Genomic DNA, 21,656 nt, shown 5'->3' with positions numbered 1-21,656 from the left:
CTCCTCTCAAGGTGTCTTCATTCCCACCAGCGTTTCTTTCACACGATCCGCCATCGCTTCGATCATATGAGGATGGTCATTCAAATGTCCGGAAATCTTCACCGCATATCCTTGTTCCGCAGCCTTTTGCACCTTAGCTTCCATAGAACGGAGAAGTACTCCGGTAAACCACAGGTACGGGACGACGACGGTAGGCTTACCCGATTCCAACACTGCATGAAAAGCCTCATCGTAGCTTGGAGTGATTGCGGCAAGGTAACAAACATGAACACTGTCCGCACCCGCTTTGCTCCGCAAACGCTCTCCAATAAATTCCATTGCCGTTCTTGTTGATGGATGTCTGCTGCCCCTTCCAACGAGAAGGATATTAGGAGTTTGATTCCCTGCAACAATGTCCCTTACTCGATCAACAAGGACGTCAATAATACGCTCCTGTACTCCAAGGGGTTCCCCGTAATGCAGTTCAACACCAGGAAAGCGCAGCTTCGCCTTATCAAGCTCCTCCGGTATATCTTCAAAATAATGCCCCGCGCTCAGAAGCAGTACCGGTAAAACGGCGATTCTCGTCGCACCCTTCTTGACAAGACGGTGGATTCCTTCCTCAATGTCTGGTTCGGCTAATTCAAGAAAACATCGTTCGAAAAGGGGAATGCCGATCTCTTCCTGGACTTTACTCAAAAAATCAAGCGCCTGCTCTGTTGCTTCTTTCTTTCTGCTTCCATGACTGACATAGAGAACTGCGTCCATCTTTCTCCCCCTTTCATTCAGCCGACAATCGATTTTGCGATGTCCACCTGGTCCTCCTGCTGTATCGATTCAAACCACTGCAGCTGCTCACGCAATTTCACAACTTCACCAACGACGATCATCGCCGGGTTCTTCATATCTGCAGCTTTAGCAACGATATCCTCAAGCGTCCCGGTAACGGTTTCCTGCTGTTCCGTCGTGCCCCATCGAACGAGAGCGACAGGAGTATCGAGCCCTCTGCCATGTTTCACGAGTTTTCCGCAGATATCCGGCAGCTTCTTCACACCCATGTATATACAAAGAGTGTCCATACTTTTCGCTACGTGTTCCCAATAAGCATCCTCTTCAATGCCAAGCTTACTTACCCCGGAGATGAAGGCTACGGAAGAACTGTATTCCCGATGGGTGACAGGTATGCCTGCATAAGCGGGAGCCGCGATACCGGAGGTAATTCCGGGAACAATTTCAAAAGCGATCTGGCGTCGGGAAAGTTCTTCCGCCTCTTCTCCACCGCGCCCGAATACGAACGGATCGCCGCCTTTCAATCGAGTGACTGTTTTGCCCTGAAGCGCATATTTACACAAAAGATGATTGATTGTTGATTGTGTCAAGGCGTGATGATCCGGCCGTTTCCCACAGAATATAAGCTCCGCATGATCCGGGGCTTCATCGAGTAATTCTTGATTGATGAGCCGGTCATACAGAATAACGTCCGCCTGCTGGATTGCTTTCAGCCCTTTGACCGTAATCAAATCATAATCACCTGGTCCTGCTCCGACAATATAAACCTTAGCCATCTATGATGCTCCCTTCGGTATCCACCCTTTTTCTTCCAAAACCTGCAACAGCTGTTCGGCACATGCTTCGATATCATATTGATGAGAGGAAACAACAGCTTCCGGTGTTTCGGGGGCTTCATATGGAGAATCGATTCCAGTAAAGCCTTTGATCTCTCCGGAGCGGGCTTTTTTATAAAGCCCTTTAGGATCACGTGCTTCACAAGCTTCCAATGGACACTCAACATAAACCTCAAGGAAGTCCCCTTCTGGAATTGATGCGCGCACCTGCTCCCTGTCACTCTTGAACGGAGAGATAAATGCTGTCAGTACAATCGTCCCACTATCAGCAAACAACTTTGCGACTTCCCCAATCCTTCGAATATTTTCCGTACGATCCGCTTCAGAAAAACCGAGATCCGCATTCAATCCGTGACGGATGTTGTCGCCATCAAGCAGATACGTATGAACACCACGCTCATGCAGGAGATGGTTCAGCTGATTGGCGATGCTGGACTTGCCGGAACCGGAAAGTCCCGTGAACCAGAGGACACCACTGTGGTGTCCATTCTTCTTCCGGTAGGATTCCTGACTTACAGATGCTTCGTGCCAAGTAAGATTCCGTTCCATTCCCTTCACCCCTTTACGTCTGCAGCTTTCGCCTGCAGCCCTTCAATCAGAACTTCTACAACTTCCGGGCGGCTGAATGTCTTCGGCGGTTTCTCCCCGCTCCGTAACAGCTCACGGACTTTGGTTCCGGAAAGGATGACGTGATTTTCCTTATCGTGCGGGCACGTCTTGTGAGAGGCCATCGCTTCACATGCCTTACAATAAAAACTGTGTTCAAAGAACATCGGAGTAATATCAAGTTCGCCTTCGCCGTAGTGTGAGAATATCTTCTGTGCGTCATACGTTCCGTAGTAGTCGCCTACTCCAGCGTGGTCACGGCCGACGATGAAATGAGAGCAGCCGAAGTTTTTACGGACGATGGCATGGAAGATCGCTTCCCTTGGACCTGCGTAGCGCATGGCTGCACGGAAAACGGCCAGGGTCACGCGGTCCTTCGGATAGTAATGATCAAGCAGTACCTGGTAGCTCTTCATCCGAACATCACTTGGTATGTCATCGCTCTTCGTCTCGCCCACCAACGGGTTCAGGAATAAACCGTCAACCGTCTCCAAGGCCGCTTTTTGAATATATTCGTGGGCGCGGTGGACAGGGTTCCTTGTTTGGAAACCGACAACCTTCCTCCATCCGTTCTTTTCGAAAAGTGCTCTCGTTTCTTTCGGATCGAGGTAAAACTCTTCTCCGTGTTCTTTTGCTGACGAAGCAAAAACCTGGATAGTACCGGATACATAATAGTCGGGGCGTTCAAACAACTTTTTGACACCCGGGTGAGCAAGGTCCGTAGTTAAATATACTTTTTGCGCTTCTTTTTCTTTGTCAGGTTTGAAGATGTCTTCGATCTCAATCACACCGTACACCGTTCCATCATGGATAAGCTTGGCTTCTTTTCCTAACGATTCTGCCTTCTCTTGACTTACAGGCAGCGTAATCGGAATGCTCCAGGGTGTCCCGTCTTTCAAACGCATCGTATCGACGACGGATTCATAGTCTTCCTTGTTCAGGAACCCTTCCAGCGGACTGTATGCTCCGTTACCGATCAGCTCCACGTCACTGAGAGCCATTCCATCCAGTTCGATACTGTCCTTCGGTAAATCCTCCGGTGTTTCGTTCCATCTATTGATTAACTTCCCTCCATGGGGTTTAATGACTGCCATTTCATACATCCTCCTATTAGTTCGTTTCGATTAATTCGTTTCTGATGGGCCCGGGGTGTGAAGACCACACTCCGTTTTATTAAATCCTTTCCAGCGGCCGGAGCGGTCGTCGCCGACGGCCTGGGATGTACAAGGAATACATCCTACACTTGGATAGTTTTGGTCATGCAAAGCATTGTAATCCAAGCTATTTAGTCGGATATAATGCCATACGTCGTCCCAAGTCCAATGTATCAGTGGACAAACTTTCACGGACTTAAACCGTTCATCTTTGTTGATGAAATCCGTCTTCGCTCTGCTCGGGGACTGTTCTCTGCGCAGGCCGGAAAGCCAGGCAACCGCACCGGACAGTGCCTCTTCCAACGGTTTGATCTTCCGGATGTAACAACACTGGTCCGGCTGTCTCTTCCACAAAGCGGAACCATGCTCTTCTGCCTGTTCTTCCACTGTAAGCTCCGGTAATTTCATATGAATATGAAGCGCCGGATACCGCTTCTTCACTTTATCAATCAAATCGTAGGTTTCCTGGAAGTGAAGACCTGTGTCGAGAAAAACGACATCCGCATCCGGTTTGACCTGCGAAATCAGATCGATGAGTACCATTCCTTCTGCGCCGAAGCTGCACGCATAAACCACGTCAGAACCATACTGGTCGTATGCCCATTGAATGACCTTTCTCGCGCCTTTCGTATCATCCTCTGGCTGATCATTTTTGAATGGATCACCGGAAAAATGCTGGTACGTAAGTAAGTTTCCCATACACTCGCCTGCCTTTCTCCAAATAAAAACGCCCCTCTTCCGGAAAAGAAGAAGGGCGTCTGAAAGTAAGATACGTCCTTCTTATCTTTCCAAATGCTTTCAGCATCTGCTGGAATTGGCACAGCGTCTAACTTTAACGGTTAGACCCGTTGCCGAGGCTTCGATGGGCCAGTCCCTCCACCTCTCTAGATAAGAAAAATTAGTCGGTTGGATATTTCAAAAAAACTAATTGATTCAAATAGTAGGCTTCTTTCTAAGATATGTCAACAGGTTTTTTAAAAATTACAACTTTTCTGTTTTTAATATTGACAATGGTCCCCCTCTGCTTTAATTTGGTAAGTAATCAAAGCAAGATACTATATCCTTATGAAGAGCCGGGGGAGGAAACTGGTCCAACGATCCCGCAGCAACCTTTTAAAGGTGCTCCATCCAGCAGACATTGTCTGAAAGATAAGGAGAGGAACGAAAGCCTCTTCTGTGTGAAGGTTTTTTTTATTTTTGTAGAAAACCTCTTCACACATAAAACCAAGTATTCTCATATGATTAATCATACACCATATGGGAGCTGGAATTAAAGGGTAAAAGGAGAGGTTGGATTGAATAAATTAATTGTTTTCGCATTAGTGGGATTTTTTGCTCAGTTAGTCGATGGTGCTCTCGGCATGGGCTTCGGATTGACTTCCTCAACGATTCTGCTTGCCTATGGACTTGCTCCGGCAGTAGCTTCTGCATCCATTCATATGGCTCAAGTGGCAACGACGGCCGCTTCCGGCTTCTCTCACTATAAATTCGGGAATGTCGATAAGCGTCTCGTCGTTATTCTGGCTGTTCCCGGTGCCATCAGCGCTTTTCTCGGTGCAGCTGTGTTAAGCTGGGTTCCAGGAGAAATTATCCGACCCTACATATCACTCTTCCTCCTCGTATTAGGAATCTATATCATCATTCGTTTCCTTACCATGGGACAGAAGCGGCGCCAGGAGAAGCGGCCTTTCAAAAAGAGCTTTTTGTTTCCACTTGGATTTATCGGAGGTTTTCTTGATGCAGTCGGCGGCGGCGGGTGGGGACCAGTGAATACGCCCGTTCTCCTGGCAAGACAGAAGCTTGAACCCCGAAAAGTGATTGGAACGGTAGATACCAGCGAATTCATCGTCACTGTTTCTGCGACCCTCGGGTTTCTTATCTTTCTTGGCTGGGAGCAATTCAGCTGGCTGCTCGTATCTGCGTTTGTGATCGGCGGGGTTATTGCGGCCCCCCTTGCTGCCTGGCTTGTGAAAATAATGCCGTCTCTCGTATTAGGTGTCCTCGCCGGTGGATTCATCGTTTTGACAAATATCCGAACGCTTTTGAATACAGTAGAGCTTGGAGACACCTCCATCGCCATTATTTACACGGCTTTAGTCCTTGCCTATATCTGCATGGTTCTCTTGTCCATCCGCAGAAACTTCCGGCTTAAGCCGGCAACCAGGTAGCAGGAACAGTGTTGTCCTGAGCAGCACGCTTTTATGATAATATAAAAAAAGAGATCAGAGCTGTATGCTCTGATCTCTTTTTCTATATTTTATTCAATAGAGAAGATATAGGAATAAATCGGCTGTCCACCTGTGTGAACTTCCACTTCCAAATCTTCGAACGTATCTTCAATATACGCTTCCAACTGACCAATTTCATCTTCTTCAACTTCTTCACCAGTAAGAATGGTCAGGATTTCATCTTCATCCTCATCGATCATCTCGCGAAGCAGAGCCTTCGCTGCCTCTAACGCTTCTTTTGCCGTTGTTTGTATTTTACTTTCCGCGATCCCCATAAAATGGCCTTTTTCAATGGCTAGTCCATCGATCTGGGTATCCCGTACCGCATACGTAACCTGTCCGGTTTTCACTTCGGACATCAGCTGGCTCATTTCCTCTTTATTCGTGTCAAGATCCGCTTCCGGATTAAATCCTAGAAGAGCACTCATTCCCTGCGGAATGGTCTTCGTCGGAATAACGGCTACTTCCACATCAGCAAGCTCGGCCGCCTGTTCCGCCGCCATCACAATATTCTTATTGTTCGGGAGAATGAGCACACGGTCTGCATGGGCTTCCTTGATCGCTTCCGACAGATCCTGGGTACTAGGGTTCATCGTTTGTCCACCTTGGATGACAACTGTCGCGCCGAGGCTTTCGAACAATTTCCTGATCCCTTCCCCCATACTTACTGTGACGATACCGTATGGAGCTTTCTTTTCCTGCTTAGCGCCTTTTTTCTTGTCTCCTACAATAGATGTATGCTGTTCACGCATATTCTCGATCTTCATGTTAATGAGACTGCCGTACTTCTGACCGAGCGTCATCGCTTCGCCGGGATACTCGGCATGAACATGCACTTTAATTAAGTCTTCATCGGAAACGACTAGGAGGGAATCACCAATTTCGCTGAGCTGGTTGCGGAATGCATCCTCATCATAAGGGTTTTCCGCAAGCTTGTCCTCTTCGAATTTCACCATGAATTCCGTGCAATAGCCGTATTCGATATCTTCCGTATTCATGAAATCCTGAGCAGATTTATGATGTTCTGCATTGACCATATCATCCATGGATACGGTTTCCTGAACTGCCGGAAGTTCTTCCCCTTTCAAGGAAGCAAGAAATCCTTCATAAATGGTTACAAGACCCTGGCCGCCACTGTCCACGACTCCGACTTCCTTTAAAACAGGAAGCAGTTCCGGGGTCCGTTTAAGCGATGCTTTCGCAGCTTTTACCACTTCTTCCATAAACGGAATGAAAGCCGTGTGCTTTTCTGCAGCTTCCACCGAACCTTCCGCTGTTTCACGGGCTACGGTAAGAATTGTTCCTTCTACCGGTTTCATAACCGCTTTATAGGCTGTATCCACGCCGCCTTCAAGAGCCGCCGAGAAATCTTTCGTTGTCAACGTTTCCTTATCTTCATTAACTTTTGAGAAACCACGGAAGATTTGAGAAAGGATGACACCGGAATTCCCACGGGCGCCCATAAGCAGTCCCTTGGACAGTGCTTTCGCCACTGCCCCTGCATGATTTTGATCTACGGTTTTCACTTCCTCCGCTCCGGAGGTCATGGATAAGTTCATGTTCGTTCCTGTATCTCCGTCTGGTACGGGAAATACGTTTAGGGCATCGATCATCTGGGAATTTCTCTTCAGATGATGCGCCCCCTGTAAAATCATTTCGGCCAACATTTTGCCGTCTAGCTTTTCTACCGTCACACTTACGTCCTCCTTTGACTGCAACCGCTGCTTTATGCGCTTGTCACACGGACTCCCTGGATAAAGATGTTCACAGAGTCAACGGACAAACCGACTGTTTTGTTCAGTGTGTATTTCACTTGAGATTGGACGTTATGAGCCACCTCAGAAATCTTCGTCCCATAACTTACGATGATAAACATATCTATATGAAGGCGATCTTTGTCCTGTCTGACAACGACCCCTTTGGAAAAGTTTTCTTTACGGAGCATTTCGGACAGGCCGTCCCGTATCTGGTTCTTCGAAGCCATGCCGACAATTCCATAACACTCGACTGCCGCCCCTCCGGCGATCGTTGAGATTACTTCATTACTAATAGTGATATGACCATATTGGTTGTTCAAATCCACGGACATATAGATCCTCCTTTATAATCCTCGTATTCTTACTCAATTATAACATAAGATTCACAGGTGAATTCTGCTTCAATTCCCGAAAAGGATCTGAATATCCCTTATATACTTTGAGACATATCCATGTATCTGTCAAGAAGAAATTCTTGATATAATTCGACCTATCTTATTGCAAACCTTATTTTGATATGATAAAGTTACTAAGTATCTGATGATTTATGTAACAGGAGGGATTTTTCATGGCACGTAGTGTTATATCTGGTAAAGGTACACGTTCAGGTAACCACCGTTCACACGCGATGAACGCTAATAAACGTCAATTCAAAGCTAACCTTCAAAAAGTACGTATTCTTGTAGATGGTAAGCCTAAGAAAGTTTACGTTACTGCACGTGAGCTAAAATCAGGCAAATTACAACGCGTATAACTCTTTGAACAAAAGAAGCACCCGGATTCCGGGTGCTTTTTTTGTTGGGCCTGTTAGTCTTTTTTGAATGTACTTATGACTGCACGCACTATGCCCCCGACGAACCGCGGGAGTTTGATAGTATAAAATTTCAAAGAGCCCCCTCCTCCTGTTATAACTGATGGAACAACCCTTCTCTACCCTCTATTAGTCAAGTCTTTGCTTCTTATTACTAAGAGTATGCCTGCCTGAAAGGAAAAAGTACCCGTATCTTCAAGAAGCCTGTTCGAAATGCAGAGGGTTGATCCATAAGGTACATATGCGTCTGTGAGTGGATAATAAAAACCCTTTAGAGTAAGCCCTGACACATCCAGGGTGACAGGCAGGAAAGAGATGTACGGGTATTCTTCATCCGCTTCTATCGTATGCTCTCCGGCTTTGACTAATTCCACTCGATTTTGTTTATCTACGATGGTCGCTTTCACATCCCGTTCTGCAAGCGTGTAAAGCAGCTGAATGTTAGCTTGGGAATGATCAAGCCTTCCTCCCGTCACTCCGACTAATAAAATATGCGCAGGGTTTCTTTTTTGTGCTTCTATCACAGCAAGCTCAAGATCGGTTTCATCTTTCTCATCCGGATACATACGTGTTTCAGCTGCCGAAGCCTGAATACGCCTTAATACTTCCGGTGATACAGAATCAAAGTCTCCGATGGCAAGATCCGGTTTAATGCCTTGCTCGATCAGTACTTCGGCTCCCTTGTCTGCACCGATCCACAGGCAATCCCCTTGCACTGTCTGTTTCAGGTCTGGTACGTAAGCTGCCGGTCCTCCTCCGACAACGACGATGGTGTGGTTCATATGATTCCCTCCAAGATTAATGATGAATAAACAAGAAGCTCAAATGGATGCCTGCTGGCAATCATTTGAGCTTCTTCCCCTTATAAAGAGCTGCGAATCGCATCTATCGCTTTTTTACGGTCGGGGTGATTGAAAACAGCGCTTCCTGCTACGAGGACATCAGCACCGGCTTCGGTGCAAAGGCGTGCCGTTACTTCATTGACGCCGCCATCAATCTCAATTTCAAAATCCAGCGCTTCTTCCGTTCTCCATGCATCGATCTGGCTGACTTTTGGCAGTACAGAATGTATGAATGACTGACCACCGAAACCAGGATTGACCGTCATTAACAATACAAGATCCACGTCTTTCAGTATAGGACGAATCGCTTCGGCAGGTGTCGCAGGGTTAATGACCACACCTGCTTTCACCCCGTGACTTTTAATCAGTTGGATGGTGCGGTGGAGGTGCGGACACGCTTCCTGATGGACCGTTAGAATATCTGCGCCCGCTTTGGCGAACGTTTCCACGTAAGCTTCCGGATTCTCGATCATTAAATGGACGTCAAGCGGAAGGCTCGTCACCGGGCGGACCGCATCAACAATCAAAGGGCCGATCGTAATGTTTGGAACGAAATGTCCATCCATGACATCTACATGGATATAATCCGCGCCTGCGAGCTCGACGTCTTTAATTTCCTCTCCCAGTTTAGCAAAATCGGATGCTAAGATGGATGGTGCAATTTTTGTCATCGTTTAATACCTCGGCTTTCTATTCTGTATTTCTTCCAGGAACTGCAGATAATGATGGTAGCGCTGGCTGCTGATGTTACCTGCCTCTACTTCCATTTTCACCGCACATTTAGGCTCTTTGTGATGCAGGCAGCCTCTAAATTTGCACCCATCCTGAACCGCCACAAATTCCGGAAAGCACTCCGGCAGCTGTTCCAGTTCCAAGTCTGCAAATTCAAGCGAACTGAACCCCGGCGTATCTGCTACAAGCCCATTAGATATTTCATAGAGTTCCACATGCCTCGTCGTGTGCTTCCCGCGGCCGAGACTCTCTGATATTTCATCCGTATCAATGGACAACCTGGAATCGATGGAATTCAAGAGAGAGGATTTCCCTACCCCCGACTGACCGGCAATCACAGTCGTGCGGTCTGCAAGATGGGACTGGATCAAGTCCATCGCTTCTGGATCATTGACAGCAGACAGGATAACCGGATAGCCGATTTCGCCATACATCGTCTCATAATGCTGCATCTCTTTCACCTGATCTTCATCCAGACGGTCCATTTTCGAAATAACGATAATCGGTTCAATCCGTTTCGCTTCCACAAGAACAAGGAAACGATCGAGGAGAAGCGCATTGAAATCCGGTCGGGTAGCGGATGTTACAATCAGAGCCTGATCCACATTGGCAATCGGCGGCCGCACAAATTCATTTTTCCGTTCTTCAATAGATAAAATATACCCTTCTTCCCGATTGTCCGCTTTGAATTCGACCATGTCACCGACGAGAGGAGACACTTTCTTCTTCCGAAAGTTACCTCTCCCTCTGCATTGGTAAATTTCTCCCTCATGAAGGACATAATAAAACCCGCTTAAGGCCTTGATTATTTTGCCTGTCGCCATGATTTCACCTTCTTAATACGATACACTTTCTTCTGCAATGACTTCGTCACCCCTTTGAACTTTATACGCTGCTTCCGTATCTTCGGCAATCGTCAATGTTATATCGAACGACGTCGTCTCGGTAATGGTCTCCTCAATGACAGGCTCTTCCATATCCCGTTCCAAGTCATCCACATAAATGAGCACCTTCTGCTCGGTCTCTTCCGAAGCCTCATCGAATGGCACTTCTACCGAGACGGTCTCCTCCCGAGGCGGCTTTTCCTCAGGACCGAGGGAAACCGTGATGGTTACCGTCGAACCTTCCTTGACTTCTGTGTATGGGTCTGGATCCTGCGTAATGACGCGTCCCTTCTCCACTTCATCGGAATACTCTTCGACTACCTGCATTTTAAGATTACGATTATCAAGATAACTTTCCGCCTGCTCCTTCGTCATATCATCCAGCCGACCTAAATCGATGGTCGGTGGGCCGCTGCTGACACGGAAAATGACCTTCGTTTCATCCGGAAGTACTTTCGTCCCGGGTTCCGGGGACAGCTGCGCCGTAATTTCTCCCGGCGGCTGATCGCTCGTTTCGGGTATTCGTTCAATTTCAGAATACCCTTTATCCCGAAGCTCCTCTTCGACACTGTCGAAATCTTCCCCTGTGTAATCTTCAAATTCGACCCGTTCTCTTCCAAGGCTTGAATAAACGGTTACTTCAGACTCTTCTTGAACCGTACGGCCGGCTTCCGGATCCGTCCGAATGACCATTCCCTCTTCGACATCTTCTGAAAACATCGTTTCCCGGTTCACTTTTAAGTTCAAATCGCTCAATTCACTGTAAGCCTCTTCATATTCCATGCCTGCGACATCAATCATCTCGACTTCTGCCGGCCGAATAAATCCAGGAACATAAAGTGCAGCTGCCGTTCCGCCACCCAAAAGCAGAAGGATAAGGATCGTGACGATCCACGGCCAGACTTTGCGTTTTTTCTTCGGTTTTTTCGGCTTATTTACTTTTTTATTCTTTTTCTTTTTGCCTTTCTTCGCCGGAGCAGGAGGTTGGTTATATTCCTGCGTTTCCTCCTCAGCAGAAGTCTGGACACCATTCGGCTGAGAATGGATAATCGTGTCTTCTTCGGTCTGTTCACCATACACATCATTTGTAATGACCGGGATGGCCTTCGTCATTTCTTCCTCGTCATCCTGCGGTATTTCGAAAGCCGCTTCATCTCTCCGATCGAGTTCCAAAGACGTTTCAATATCCTGTTCCATATCCAATACAGACTCATATCGGTGGAAGGGATCTTTAGCCGTCGCTTTCAGAACGATGTTCTCCACGCTTTGCGGAAGGTCCGAATTCCATCGTTTCAAGGATGGTGTCTCATGCTGCAAATGCTTTAAAGCAATGGACACAGGAGACTCACCGGAGAAAGGAAGGCGTCCTGTCAGCAGTTCGAAGAAAACAATACCAAGAGAATAAATATCAGATTTCTTTGTAGCGACACCGCCGCGTGCCTGCTCCGGTGATAAATAGTGGACGGAGCCGAGCACCGAATTCGTCTGCGTCAGCGAAGTAGCACTTAACGCCATCGCAATCCCGAAGTCTGTTACTTTTACATGTCCATAGTGATCAATTAATATGTTCTGCGGTTTTATGTCCCGGTGAACGATTTCATTATCATGGGCATGGGCGATCGCAGAGGCTACCTGCCTCATGATATCGACGGCATCGGAAGCGTCAATCGGGCTGTGCTGTTGGATGTACTGCTTTAAGGTCATTCCGTCCACGTATTCCATCACCATGTAATAGATGTCATCTTCTTCCCCGACATCATAGATGTTGACGATATTAGGATGGGAAAGGCTTGTGGCAGACTGTGCTTCCCGGTGGAACCTGGCAATGAATTCCTCGTCATTCCCGTGTTCTAAACGTAGGACTTTGACGGCCACCTCCCTGTTGAGGATGGTATCATGGGCGAGATAAACGTTTGCCATACCCCCGCCGCCGATCATCTCCCCTACGCGATAACGGTCATTAAGGAGACGGTCCTGGAGCATTATTGTACACCCTCTTTCTCATGGGTTGCCGAATCATAATGGACGACAGCAAGGGTGATATTATCTTCTCCGCCCCGTGCGTTGGCCAGTTCAATTAATCGACGGCAAAAATCTTTCCATTCCCCATGAAAATCTTTCAGCTCAGATAATTCCTGATCATTCACCTTGTTCGTCAATCCGTCTGTACACAAAAGAAGACGGTCATCTTTTTCAAATTCCAGCGTGCGGACATCCGGTTCCAAACCGAATTCGGTTCCGAGAGCTTTCAACAGAACGTTCTTCCTGGGATGATGTTCCGCCTCTTCTTCCGTGATCTGCCCTGTCCGTACCAGCTCATTGACTAAAGAATGGTCATCTGTTACAGACTGGAACCCATATGCATTCGCAAGGTAACAACGGCTGTCTCCGATATGAGCGATTGTCGCAAACTGGTCCGTGCTGATAGCTGCAACAATCGTTGTCCCCATCCCTTGACATTCCTCGTGCTCATCCGCATATGCTTTTATTTCATCGTTTGCGGACCGAACCGTTTCTATCATCCACTGCTCTGCCTCTTCCGGAGTCGCTATAGTGCCGGATTCTTTCCATTTGTTATGTAAATGATCGGTTGCCATCCGGCTTGCAACGTCTCCCGCCTGGTGGCCGCCCATTCCGTCGGCAACGACAGCGAGGATTGGTGCTTTTTCGGAAAACACACCACCCGCATCTTCATTATGATTGCGAACTTGCCCTTGGTCTGTAAGAAAATAGCCTAACATAGACTCACCTACTTTTGATTTCCCGGGGGCCACCGGAAATACAACCGATGCACCCTCCGAGTTATTGTTTGATCAATCGGGTCAAGAAAAATCCATCTGTATCCCACTCGTGCGGGAATAGCTGAAGTCCGTGTTCAGAAAGGCCGATGCCGTCCCTCAAAGCAGGTGGCAGATCTTCCTTAAACGAAGGATCCACACGGAATTCTGGATGTTTGGAAAGAAAGTGCTTCACAGCTTCTTCATTTTCATGACGGTCTACTGTACACGTACTATAAACAAGCTTGCCGCCTGATTTCAACAAAGGTGCCATCTCATCGAGGAGATCATCCTGGATTAAACGGAGGGAGTATATATCCTGTTCCGTTTTATGATACTTTATATCCGGCTTTCCGCGCAAAACACCGAGTCCGGAGCAAGGAGCATCGAGCAGAATACGATCAAAGTGTTCTGCCGCATGTTTCTCGCCGAGTTTTCGAGAATCGGCCTGCCCTGCCGTAATCGAAGTCAACTGCAGCTGTTTTGCTTTCTTCTCTACAAGCTTCGCTTTCTTCTCATGCAGATCATAAGCCAGTATTTCCCCTTCATCTGCCATCTTCTCCGCGATATGTGTCGTCTTGCCGCCGGGGGCACTACAGGCGTCAAGGACAGTCATACCTGAAGCAAGATCCATCATCTCCGCAACAAGCATGGAGCTTTGATCCTGTACGGTTACATATCCTTCCGCAAACAGCGGGTGTTTAAGTATGGCACCACCAGTGACGATCAATCCTTGCGGGGACAGCTGGCTTTCCTCTACGGTAAGCCCGTCTTCTTCCAGTCTGGAAACGACCTCTTCTCTGTCCATCCGCAGCGGTTGAATTCGGATGCTCATCGGCAAATGGCGGTTGTTCGCTTCACACATCGCCTCCGTCACTTCTTCTCCATATTGCTCCGCCCAACGTTTGACAAGCCAAAGTGGGTGACTCGTTCGGATCGCAAGCTTTTCCACCGGATCTGTAATCTCATCCAGATCCCGTCCACCATTCCTCTGTACGTTACGCAGCACACCATTCATAAACGATACGATTCCCTTGTGGCCGCGCTTTTTCGATATCTCTACCGCTTCATGGATGATTGCATGATCCGGAACCCGCTCAAGGAACATCATTTGATAGACGGACATATAAAGAAGCCAGCGGACCCAGGGCTTTATTTTCTTTTGTTTCTGTATATAAGGTTGTATCGTATAAGCAATGAGATCGCGGCGCTGAAGAGTGCCGTATACGATTTCTGTCAACAGCCCGCCGTCCTGCCTGGAGAAATCCTGTTTATTGATTTCTCTATCCAGCAGTACGTGGCTGAAGCCGCCTTGATCTCCGATTCTCGTTAATAGATCGAGAGCCGTCTCTCTAAGTAAAAATTTAGTCATGCTGCTCCCCCAGACGATCTCCGATTTCTAATGATTGACCGGATCCGTTAATAAAGGCCTGGCCGTCCATTTTTTTCTTGCCGGACGGCTGCAGGGACGTAACCTTGACCGTTTTCCCGTCTCCGGTGGCGACAAGAAAACCGTCCTCTTCGATCCCAGTGACTGTTCCGGCTACTTCGGAACTTGTGCCGTCCACTTTCTCCACCCACCAGATCTTCATTGGTTTATCGTTCCAATACGTGTAGGCGACAGGCCAAGGGTGGAGGCCTCTCACATGATTATAGATGGTCTGCTGATCCTTGTTCCAATCGATAAGCTCCTGCTCCCGTTTAATATTCGAAGCAAAAGTGACGAGGGTTTCGTCCTGCTTCTCCGGTGTGATCTCCCCGGCCAACAGCCTCGGCAGCGTTTCGGCCAACAGGTCGGAACCAGCTTCCGAAAGTTTATCATGGAGTGTTCCGACGTGGTCCTCATCCGTAATTGGGACAACTGTTTTGGCAAGCATATCGCCGGCATCCAGCTTTTTGACCATATACATGATCGTAACGCCCGTTTCTTTCTTACCTGCTAAGATGCTGTAATGAATCGGTGCTCCTCCCCTGAATTCAGGGAGCAGGGATGCATGGACGTTGATACATCCGTGCTTCGGTTCTTTTAACAACGCTTCCGGCAGGATCTGTCCGAAAGCTGCAGTAACGATCAAGTCCGGGTCATAAGCCAAGACTTCCTCGTATTCGTTCTTGATTTTCTCCGGTTGAAATACAGGAATGCCGTGCTTTTCCGCAGCCACTTTGACGGGCGGCGGGGTCATTACTTTTTTACGACCTTTCGGGCGGTCAGGCTGGGTGATGACGAGGACGACCTCGTATCCTTCTTCTATGATGCGGTCGAGAACGGGGACGGCGAAGTCCGGTGTTCCCATGAATGCGATTCTTGTCATGACTAGTTGCTCCCTTCTGACGACAGCTTACATAAGCTGGTACGGTTGAAAATCAACCGTGATTTGTAATCCATTTTCTTGTTTCATTTCTTCTTCATAGTAATGCAGGATCCGTTCCACGAATTTCCGCTGCTCTGGTTCTTTCTTGTATTTTACCATGCATTGATAGCGATATCTATTATTGATCCTGGTCAGCGCAGACGGCGTCGGCCCCAGTACAAAGGCACCATCGGACAATTGCTGCTGCATGAACATCGTTATTTTCTGGGTGACTTCCTGAACTTTCAGCTGATTCGGATGAGAAACCGTGAACAGCGTTAAGTAGTAATAAGGCGGGTACCGGAACGCTTTCCTAAGCTTCATTTCCTCCTGGAAAAAACGCTCAAAATCGTACGTGCTTGCAAGTTCAATGCTGTAATGTTCGGGTGTGTACGTCTGGACGACGACTTCCCCCGCCTTTTCGTGTCTCCCTGCCCGGCCGCTGACCTGCGTGAGGAGTTGGAACGTCTTTTCTGAAGCGCGAAAGTCAGGAAGGTTGAGCATCGCATCGGCCGCGAGCACTCCGACGAGCGTAACATTTCCGAAATCCAGCCCCTTTGCGATCATCTGTGTTCCGAGTAGAATATCCGCCTCTTTCTCACCGAACTGTTTCAGAAGCCGTTCATGAGCACCTTTGCGCCGGGTCGTATCCACGTCCATTCGGAGTACGCGCGCTTCTGGTATAAGCTCCTGCAAAGCTTCCTCCACCTTCTGTGTTCCAGTACCAAAGAAACGAATCGTTTTGCTTTCACACTCCGGACATTCCTTAGGCATTGGTTCTTCGTGGGAACAATAGTGGCATTTCAATTTATTCTGCCGCTTGTGATAGGTGAGGGCAATATCGCAGTGTGGACATTCCTGCACATGACCGCAGTCCCGGCACATGACGAATGTAGAATAACCACGCCTGTTCAAGAACAAGACGATTTGTTCTCCTTTGGCAATACGGTCCTCTATTTTCTCCTTCAACACCCGTGAAAACATCGTACGGTTCCCTTCATGAAGTTCTTCTCTCATATCGACAAGCTCTACTTCCGGCATGACCGCTTCGTTCATCCGTTTTTTCATCGTTAGGAGGTGATAGTTTCCCTTGACCGCCCTGGCGTAACTTTCAAGAGCCGGAGTCGCGCTTCCGAGAACGACGGGGCATCGGTGCGTCTCCCCGCGTTTGATGGCGACGTCCCTCGCATGGTATCTTGTTCTGTCCTCCTGTTTATAACTGGTTTCATGCTCTTCATCAATAATAATCAATCCGAGATTCGTAAAAGGAGCGAAGATGGCAGACCTTGCCCCCACGACGACCTGAACATCCCGGCGCTGGACCTTCCGCCATTCATCATACTTCTCCCCTGCAGAAAGGGCACTATGCAGAACAGCCACTTTTGACCCGAACCTTCCCTTGAATCGTTCCACCATTTGCGGAGTCAGCGCGATTTCCGGCACCAGCATGATTGCTTCTTCCCCTTTATCGATCACTTCCTGTATGGATTGCAGGTATACTTCCGTCTTACCGCTTCCGGTCACTCCGTGCAGCAGAAAAATTTCATGCTGCTTCTGTTCAATAGAACGGAGGATCGGCGTGATGGAAGACTGTTGTTCATCCGTTAACGGAAAAGGAGTTGTCCGCTCAAACTCTCTCTCGCCGTAGGGATCGCGGAACACTTCCTGCTTATATTCGCGAAGCGTCCCATCCTCTATAAGCGGCTTCAAGGAAGCCGGGGTTGTCGAAAGAAGCGACAGCAGCCGCTTCTTCTCTAATGCATGCGGATATTCAATGAAAAACTCAACAATCGCCAACTGTTTTTTGGCCCTCGGGGATATGTCCTGCCATTTCTCCTCCAATTGCAGTGGTTCAAGTGCAGGTTCCACCATCGGAATGACTTTCTTCGTTTCTCTGCTCTTCACTTCATAATGGACATCCACTTCGCCGTCATCCATGTGCTTCTTCAACAGACGGTAGCTGATGCCGGATCGTTCGAACTCCTCGAAATCAACGACACCCCTTCCATCAAAGAACCGATCCAGCTCCGGCACGAGCGGTTCCTCCGTCAACTTCCAAAGTTCCTTGCGGTATTTCGCTTTCATCACCTGAGGAATCATAACTTGGAGGCAGGATATATAGTAACTGAGCGTCTGACGGGAAAGCCATTTACCAAGCTCCAACAGTTCCTTTGTCAGCGTAGGAAGCACGTCCAGTACATCCGTGATGTTCTTTACCGACGGGAAACTGCTTGTTTCGGATAAAGAGACGACGTAGCCCATAATTTTTCTCGGGCCGAAGGGGACGATCACCCGGACGCCCGGCTGAACGATGCCTTCAAATTTCTCCGGAACTTTATAATCAAAGGGTCGATCCGTATTTTGAGATGGAACATCTACGATGACGTTGGCAATTGTCACGGGGTGTCACGCTCCACAAGCTCCCCGTATGCTTCTGTCAGTATCCGGGCGGCAAGCTCGTCTTTGCTCTGAAGCGGATACGTCTGCTCCTGCCCTTTTTTCGTAAGGAATAGAGAGGCGTTCGTATCCGTTCCGAACCCGGCCCCCGGATCTCCTACATTGTTGATCACGATGGCATCCAGGTTTTTATTGATTAGCTTTTTCCTCCCATAATGCTCCACATCGTTGGTTTCAGCTGCGAAGCCAATTAAATACTGGTGCTCCTTGCGCTGGCCCAACTCGAAAAGAATATCCTTCGTCCGCTCCATCTCCACGACATAATTTCCGTCCTGTTTTTTCATTTTATGTTCATAGGTGACTTTCGGTCGGTAGTCGGCGACGGCAGCTGATTTGATGACAATGTCCTGATCAGGATAATGCTGCATCACAGCCTGAAACATATCTTCTGCCGTTGTTACATCGAAGCGATTTACGCCCGGGGGTGTATCCAGCTGAACCGGTCCCGCAATCAGAGTGACGTCCGCTCCAAGCGCTGCGGCCTGGCGGGCAAGGGCAAAGCCCATCTTCCCTGTCGACGGGTTGGTGAAGTAACGGACAGGGTCAATCTTTTCCCTGGTCGGTCCTGCCGTAATTAATACACGTTTCCCTTCCAATATCTTTTTACGGTCCATTTCCCCTTCGAGCACGCGTACGATCGTTTCCGGTTCTTCCAGCCTACCCTTCCCGACATAGCCGCAGGCAAGATATCCTTCTCCGGGCTCAATGAATCGAAAGCCCCACTCATCCAGCTGCTTCATGTTATTCATCACAGCAGGATGACTGTACATATGGACATTCATCGCAGGAGCAATGTAAACAGGTGCTTCTGTGGCAAGCAGTGTCGTCGTCAACATATCATCCGCATGGCCACCTGCCATCTTCGCTATCACGTTGGCTGTAGCAGGAGCGACGAGGAACAGGTCTGCCCAGTCCGCGACATCGATATGCTGTATTTGGGATGGGTCCTGTTCATGAAAAGTATCGGTGTATACAGGCTGTCTGGAAAGCGCCTGAAACGTAGTCGGCGTGATGAACTGCTGCGCACTATTTGTCATGATCACCTTCACGTTCGCACCTGCCTGTACCAGCTTGCTCGTTAATGCAGCAGCTTTATAAGCGGCGATCCCGCCGGAGACTCCCAATGCAATGTTTTTTCCTTTTAACATAAGACGTTCCCCTTTGCTCGACTGGAATATATGTTTGCTACGTAGTAAAAGCCGCGCTGGATTCAGAGAATGAGCGCGGCTTTTGTACTTCTTATGGACCAAACGCATAACGAACGTCCGGTTTTATAGCGTTTCTGTACGGGCCTGGATTTCATCAGACTCGATGAAGTTCAACTTGCCGCTGTCGATTTCTTCTAAAGCGACACCTACTTGTTGAAAAGAGTTCGGGTTTTCGACCATCGGCGCGCTGCCCTGTTTCAATTCACGGGCTCTGCGGGCAGATAATGTTACAATCGTGTACTTGGATTTAATTTTTTTCTGTAGGGAGTCAATAGACGGTTCCAGCATCATAATTATTCATCCTCCAATGCTTTCTTATATTGATGAGCTACACGCTCACGCTTGCAGTGTTCACTGGCTACGATGGATTGTACTTTCGATACGGCATGATTAATGTCATCGTTGACGACAACATAATCATAGGCATCCATCATATCAATTTCTTCTTTAGCTGCGAGCAGACGGTTTTTCACTTTATCTTCTGTCTCGGTACCGCGGTTGACGATGCGGTCTTTCAATTCTTCCAAAGAAGGCGGAATTAAGAAGACGAATACCCCTTGCGGAAAGTTCTCGCGGACCTTCATCGCACCCTGGACCTCGATTTCCAGGAAAACGTCTTTCCCTTCCTCAAGCGTCTGCTCCACATATTGACGGGGTGTTCCGTAATAGTTGCCGACATACTCGGCATGTTCAATGAGCTGTCCTTGGGAAATCAATGTCTCAAACTCATCTCTCGTTTTAAAGAAATAGTCGACGCCGTCCACTTCCCCTTCACGAGGTTCGCGTGTCGTCATACTAATAGAATAACGCAAATCTGTCGACTGTTCGAACAAAGCCTTTCGTACAGTACCCTTCCCGACCCCGGACGGGCCGGACAGTATAAATAAAATTCCTTTCTGATCAATCACTTCAGTTTGTCCCCCTAATTTTCATCTGAAATCTCATCATGGCTGATTACCCGCTGCCCTACGGTTTCCGGCTGAACGGCGGAAAGGACGACATGATCGCTGTCGGTAATGATGACGGCTCTCGTTCGACGGCCGTATGTAGCATCTACTAGTTTATTATTGTCACGTGCAACGGTAATAATACGTTTGATGGGCGCAGATTCCGGTGAAACGATCGAGATAATGCGGTTGGCAGAAACTACATTTCCAAAGCCGATGTTAATTAACTTCAAACTCAAAGCTGACTCCTCCTTCTTCTGACCAAGCACTGTAATCACTAACTCTATTATATGAAAAAACTAGTGATAAACACAATTGTTATTCGACATTTTGCACTTGTTCTTTCATTTTCTCCAATTCATTTTTCCATTGGATGACGATCTCGAGCAGTGCGCTGTCATTGGATTTCGAGCCGATTGTATTCACTTCGCGATGCATTTCTTGAATCATGAAATCAAGCCGGCGTCCGACAGCCCCCTTTTCATTCAGGAGACGTTCCACCTGCAGAAGGTGGGAATCCATCCGGGTCAACTCTTCTGTCACGTCCCCTTTTTCTGAAAGAATGGCAATCTCTTTGAGAAGCTGGGACTCTTCCGGGTCGATGAATTCTCTTGAGAATTCTTCAACCCTTTGTTTAATCCGGTCCCTGTATTCCTTGATAAAGGCCGGGCGTCTTACTTCCATTCTCTTTAACAACGCCCGCATAGCCCGAACACGTGCTTGGAGGTCTGTCCAGATCCGTTCCCCTTCCAGACTCCGCATCTTATTCAAGGCCCGCAGCGCAGCAAACATCGCTTCGTCCAGTACAGGTTTTATGTAGGATGTATTCTCCTTTGTTTCCTTAACAGAAAAAACATCGTCTAACTTGGATACCATATCAATAGTCATTTCGCCCGTCAAATCATAATGACTTTTCAGTTTCTTCCATTGATGAATATACTGATCGGTCAAATCCCAGTCGATATCCACCCTCTTTTTCAAAAAGCCGTCTCCGTCAATCATGACAGATATGTCGATATGTCCTCTTTCCAGCTCTTGTTTAACGGCATTTCGTACAGCCTCTTCCATAGATAGAAAGCTCGCGGGCAGTTTCACATGGATATCGAGAAAACGATGGTTAACAGCTCTCAACTCAACATGAACGACCGTCCCATCCTTTTCCACCCTTCCCTTACCGTATCCCGTCATACTCTTCATCCATCTCACACCCATCGTAGATTATCCGAAACAACATTCTACCATTAGCCGCTTCGTATAGCGAGGGTGTAAGGAATTTTCTTAGAATTCCCTCCTGTACT

At 48.0% G+C, this 21,656-nt stretch carries 23 protein-coding genes and 2 riboswitches; of the genes, 2 read left to right on the top strand and 21 right to left on the bottom strand.

The window, feature by feature from the left end; genetic code table 11:
- Positions 1–6 precede the first annotated feature (6 nt).
- From QRD89_RS08780 to QRD89_RS08760, 5 genes are read right to left on the bottom strand one after another with little or no spacing between them, the layout of a single operon-like run.
- On the bottom strand, positions 7–747 hold the full coding sequence (locus QRD89_RS08780) for a sirohydrochlorin chelatase (RefSeq protein WP_008637213.1): 741 nt from the start codon (positions 745–747) through the stop codon (positions 7–9).
- 17 nt (positions 748–764) lie between these two features.
- A complete protein-coding gene (cobA, locus tag QRD89_RS08775; RefSeq protein ID WP_008637214.1) occupies positions 765–1,544 on the bottom strand; it encodes a uroporphyrinogen-III C-methyltransferase in 780 nt (259 codons plus the stop codon).
- The gene (cysC, locus tag QRD89_RS08770; protein ID WP_008637215.1) at positions 1,545–2,153 is read right to left on the bottom strand and encodes an adenylyl-sulfate kinase; all 609 of its coding nucleotides are present in this window, start codon (positions 2,151–2,153) and stop codon (positions 1,545–1,547) included.
- Between the two features lie 5 nt (positions 2,154–2,158).
- Positions 2,159–3,304 carry a sulfate adenylyltransferase gene (gene sat / locus QRD89_RS08765; RefSeq protein ID WP_008637216.1) on the bottom strand — a complete coding sequence of 382 codons (1,146 nt, stop codon included), beginning with the start codon at positions 3,302–3,304 and terminating at the stop codon, positions 2,159–2,161.
- Positions 3,305–3,334: 30 nt separating this feature from the next.
- Positions 3,335–4,063 (bottom strand): phosphoadenylyl-sulfate reductase, encoded by a 729-nt coding sequence (locus tag QRD89_RS08760; protein WP_286096745.1) that lies wholly within the window; start codon positions 4,061–4,063, stop codon positions 3,335–3,337.
- A gap of 78 nt (positions 4,064–4,141) precedes the next feature.
- Positions 4,142–4,259: riboswitch (SAM riboswitch) on the bottom strand.
- Between the two features lie 165 nt (positions 4,260–4,424).
- A riboswitch (SAM riboswitch) is annotated at positions 4,425–4,520 on the top strand.
- 139 nt (positions 4,521–4,659) lie between these two features.
- Here QRD89_RS08760 and QRD89_RS08755 point away from each other — a divergent pair.
- Positions 4,660–5,532 (top strand): sulfite exporter TauE/SafE family protein, encoded by an 873-nt coding sequence (locus QRD89_RS08755; RefSeq protein ID WP_008637218.1) that lies wholly within the window; start codon positions 4,660–4,662, stop codon positions 5,530–5,532.
- Positions 5,533–5,621: 89 nt separating this feature from the next.
- Here QRD89_RS08755 and QRD89_RS08750 read toward each other — a convergent pair whose 3' ends face one another.
- Together QRD89_RS08750 and QRD89_RS08745 are read right to left on the bottom strand one after the other, a co-directional pair.
- Positions 5,622–7,286: a DAK2 domain-containing protein gene (locus QRD89_RS08750; protein ID WP_008637220.1), complete on the bottom strand. Its 1,665-nt coding sequence runs from the start codon at positions 7,284–7,286 to the stop codon at positions 5,622–5,624.
- Between the two features lie 32 nt (positions 7,287–7,318).
- The gene (locus QRD89_RS08745) at positions 7,319–7,681 is read right to left on the bottom strand and encodes an Asp23/Gls24 family envelope stress response protein (protein ID WP_008637222.1); all 363 of its coding nucleotides are present in this window, start codon (positions 7,679–7,681) and stop codon (positions 7,319–7,321) included.
- Between the two features lie 236 nt (positions 7,682–7,917).
- Here QRD89_RS08745 and rpmB point away from each other — a divergent pair, with 236 nt between their 5' ends.
- Positions 7,918–8,103, top strand: coding sequence for a 50S ribosomal protein L28 (gene rpmB / locus QRD89_RS08740; protein ID WP_008637223.1), 186 nt, complete (start codon positions 7,918–7,920; stop codon positions 8,101–8,103).
- A gap of 53 nt (positions 8,104–8,156) precedes the next feature.
- Here the strand turns inward: rpmB and spoVM are convergent, their stop codons facing one another.
- The 14 genes from spoVM to QRD89_RS08670 form a co-directional block, all read right to left on the bottom strand.
- Positions 8,157–8,237: a stage V sporulation protein SpoVM gene (gene spoVM / locus QRD89_RS08735; protein WP_035531293.1), complete on the bottom strand. Its 81-nt coding sequence runs from the start codon at positions 8,235–8,237 to the stop codon at positions 8,157–8,159.
- 42 nt (positions 8,238–8,279) lie between these two features.
- Complete coding sequence (locus tag QRD89_RS08730) at positions 8,280–8,942, bottom strand: thiamine diphosphokinase (RefSeq protein WP_286096744.1); 663 nt, start codon at positions 8,940–8,942, stop codon at positions 8,280–8,282.
- Positions 8,943–9,022: 80 nt separating this feature from the next.
- Positions 9,023–9,673, bottom strand: coding sequence for a ribulose-phosphate 3-epimerase (gene rpe, locus QRD89_RS08725; RefSeq protein ID WP_286096743.1), 651 nt, complete (start codon positions 9,671–9,673; stop codon positions 9,023–9,025).
- 3 nt (positions 9,674–9,676) lie between these two features.
- Positions 9,677–10,558, bottom strand: a complete 882-nt coding sequence (gene rsgA, locus QRD89_RS08720) for a ribosome small subunit-dependent GTPase A (RefSeq protein ID WP_286096742.1) — start codon at positions 10,556–10,558, stop codon at positions 9,677–9,679.
- 12 nt (positions 10,559–10,570) lie between these two features.
- Positions 10,571–12,601 (bottom strand): Stk1 family PASTA domain-containing Ser/Thr kinase, encoded by a 2,031-nt coding sequence (gene pknB, locus QRD89_RS08715; protein WP_286096741.1) that lies wholly within the window; start codon positions 12,599–12,601, stop codon positions 10,571–10,573.
- The gene (locus QRD89_RS08710) at positions 12,601–13,359 is read right to left on the bottom strand and encodes a Stp1/IreP family PP2C-type Ser/Thr phosphatase (protein WP_286096740.1); all 759 of its coding nucleotides are present in this window, start codon (positions 13,357–13,359) and stop codon (positions 12,601–12,603) included. The genes pknB and QRD89_RS08710 overlap by 1 nt, the downstream gene beginning before the upstream one ends.
- Before the next feature lie 61 nt (positions 13,360–13,420).
- Entirely contained in the window at positions 13,421–14,767 is a 1,347-nt protein-coding gene (rsmB, locus tag QRD89_RS08705; protein WP_286096739.1) for a 16S rRNA (cytosine(967)-C(5))-methyltransferase RsmB, read from the bottom strand.
- Positions 14,760–15,707, bottom strand: a complete 948-nt coding sequence (gene fmt, locus QRD89_RS08700) for a methionyl-tRNA formyltransferase (RefSeq protein ID WP_026577495.1) — start codon at positions 15,705–15,707, stop codon at positions 14,760–14,762. The genes rsmB and fmt overlap by 8 nt, the downstream gene beginning before the upstream one ends.
- Positions 15,708–15,734: 27 nt before the next feature.
- Complete coding sequence (gene priA, locus QRD89_RS08695) at positions 15,735–18,146, bottom strand: primosomal protein N' (protein ID WP_286096738.1); 2,412 nt, start codon at positions 18,144–18,146, stop codon at positions 15,735–15,737.
- Positions 18,143–19,351 (bottom strand): bifunctional phosphopantothenoylcysteine decarboxylase/phosphopantothenate--cysteine ligase CoaBC, encoded by a 1,209-nt coding sequence (gene coaBC, locus QRD89_RS08690; protein WP_286096737.1) that lies wholly within the window; start codon positions 19,349–19,351, stop codon positions 18,143–18,145. The genes priA and coaBC overlap by 4 nt, the downstream gene beginning before the upstream one ends.
- A 123-nt stretch (positions 19,352–19,474) precedes the next feature.
- Positions 19,475–19,702 (bottom strand): DNA-directed RNA polymerase subunit omega, encoded by a 228-nt coding sequence (rpoZ, locus tag QRD89_RS08685; RefSeq protein WP_008637239.1) that lies wholly within the window; start codon positions 19,700–19,702, stop codon positions 19,475–19,477.
- 2 nt (positions 19,703–19,704) lie between these two features.
- Positions 19,705–20,319 (bottom strand): guanylate kinase, encoded by a 615-nt coding sequence (gmk, locus tag QRD89_RS08680; protein ID WP_008637240.1) that lies wholly within the window; start codon positions 20,317–20,319, stop codon positions 19,705–19,707.
- A 14-nt stretch (positions 20,320–20,333) separates the two neighbouring features.
- Positions 20,334–20,597, bottom strand: a complete 264-nt coding sequence (gene remA / locus QRD89_RS08675; RefSeq protein ID WP_008637241.1) for an extracellular matrix/biofilm regulator RemA — start codon at positions 20,595–20,597, stop codon at positions 20,334–20,336.
- Positions 20,598–20,676: 79 nt separating this feature from the next.
- The gene (locus tag QRD89_RS08670) at positions 20,677–21,555 is read right to left on the bottom strand and encodes a YicC/YloC family endoribonuclease (protein ID WP_162129288.1); all 879 of its coding nucleotides are present in this window, start codon (positions 21,553–21,555) and stop codon (positions 20,677–20,679) included.
- Between the last annotated feature and the right edge of the window lie 101 nt (positions 21,556–21,656).

The organism is Halobacillus sp. ACCC02827 (assembly GCF_030291935.1).
In the GTDB taxonomy this organism is placed as follows: Bacteria; Bacillota; Bacilli; order Bacillales; family Halobacillaceae; genus Halobacillus.
Note: the sequence above shows the minus strand (reverse complement) of the source record. Positions and strands in the feature narration are given on the sequence as shown.

Excerpts from the sequence above, each read along its gene's own strand:
- QRD89_RS08780 (WP_008637213.1), bottom strand. The coding sequence starts at position 747 with ATGGACGCAGTTCTCTATGTCAGTCATGGAAGCAGAAAGAAAGAAGCA.
- cobA (WP_008637214.1), bottom strand. The coding sequence starts at position 1,544 with ATGGCTAAGGTTTATATTGTCGGAGCAGGACCAGGTGATTATGATTTG.
- cysC (WP_008637215.1), bottom strand. The coding sequence starts at position 2,153 with ATGGAACGGAATCTTACTTGGCACGAAGCATCTGTAAGTCAGGAATCC.
- sat (WP_008637216.1), bottom strand. The coding sequence starts at position 3,304 with ATGGCAGTCATTAAACCCCATGGAGGGAAGTTAATCAATAGATGGAAC.
- QRD89_RS08760 (WP_286096745.1), bottom strand. The coding sequence starts at position 4,063 with ATGGGAAACTTACTTACGTACCAGCATTTTTCCGGTGATCCATTCAAA.
- QRD89_RS08745 (WP_008637222.1), bottom strand. The coding sequence starts at position 7,681 with ATGTCCGTGGATTTGAACAACCAATATGGTCATATCACTATTAGTAAT.
- rpmB (WP_008637223.1), top strand. The coding sequence starts at position 7,918 with ATGGCACGTAGTGTTATATCTGGTAAAGGTACACGTTCAGGTAACCAC.
- QRD89_RS08730 (WP_286096744.1), bottom strand. The coding sequence starts at position 8,942 with ATGAACCACACCATCGTCGTTGTCGGAGGAGGACCGGCAGCTTACGTA.
- rpe (WP_286096743.1), bottom strand. The coding sequence starts at position 9,673 with ATGACAAAAATTGCACCATCCATCTTAGCATCCGATTTTGCTAAACTG.
- rsgA (WP_286096742.1), bottom strand. The coding sequence starts at position 10,558 with ATGGCGACAGGCAAAATAATCAAGGCCTTAAGCGGGTTTTATTATGTC.
- pknB (WP_286096741.1), bottom strand. The coding sequence starts at position 12,601 with ATGCTCCAGGACCGTCTCCTTAATGACCGTTATCGCGTAGGGGAGATG.
- QRD89_RS08710 (WP_286096740.1), bottom strand. The coding sequence starts at position 13,359 with ATGTTAGGCTATTTTCTTACAGACCAAGGGCAAGTTCGCAATCATAAT.
- rsmB (WP_286096739.1), bottom strand. The coding sequence starts at position 14,767 with ATGACTAAATTTTTACTTAGAGAGACGGCTCTCGATCTATTAACGAGA.
- fmt (WP_026577495.1), bottom strand. The coding sequence starts at position 15,707 with ATGACAAGAATCGCATTCATGGGAACACCGGACTTCGCCGTCCCCGTT.
- coaBC (WP_286096737.1), bottom strand. The coding sequence starts at position 19,351 with ATGTTAAAAGGAAAAAACATTGCATTGGGAGTCTCCGGCGGGATCGCC.
- rpoZ (WP_008637239.1), bottom strand. The coding sequence starts at position 19,702 with ATGATGCTGGAACCGTCTATTGACTCCCTACAGAAAAAAATTAAATCC.
- QRD89_RS08670 (WP_162129288.1), bottom strand. The coding sequence starts at position 21,555 with ATGAAGAGTATGACGGGATACGGTAAGGGAAGGGTGGAAAAGGATGGG.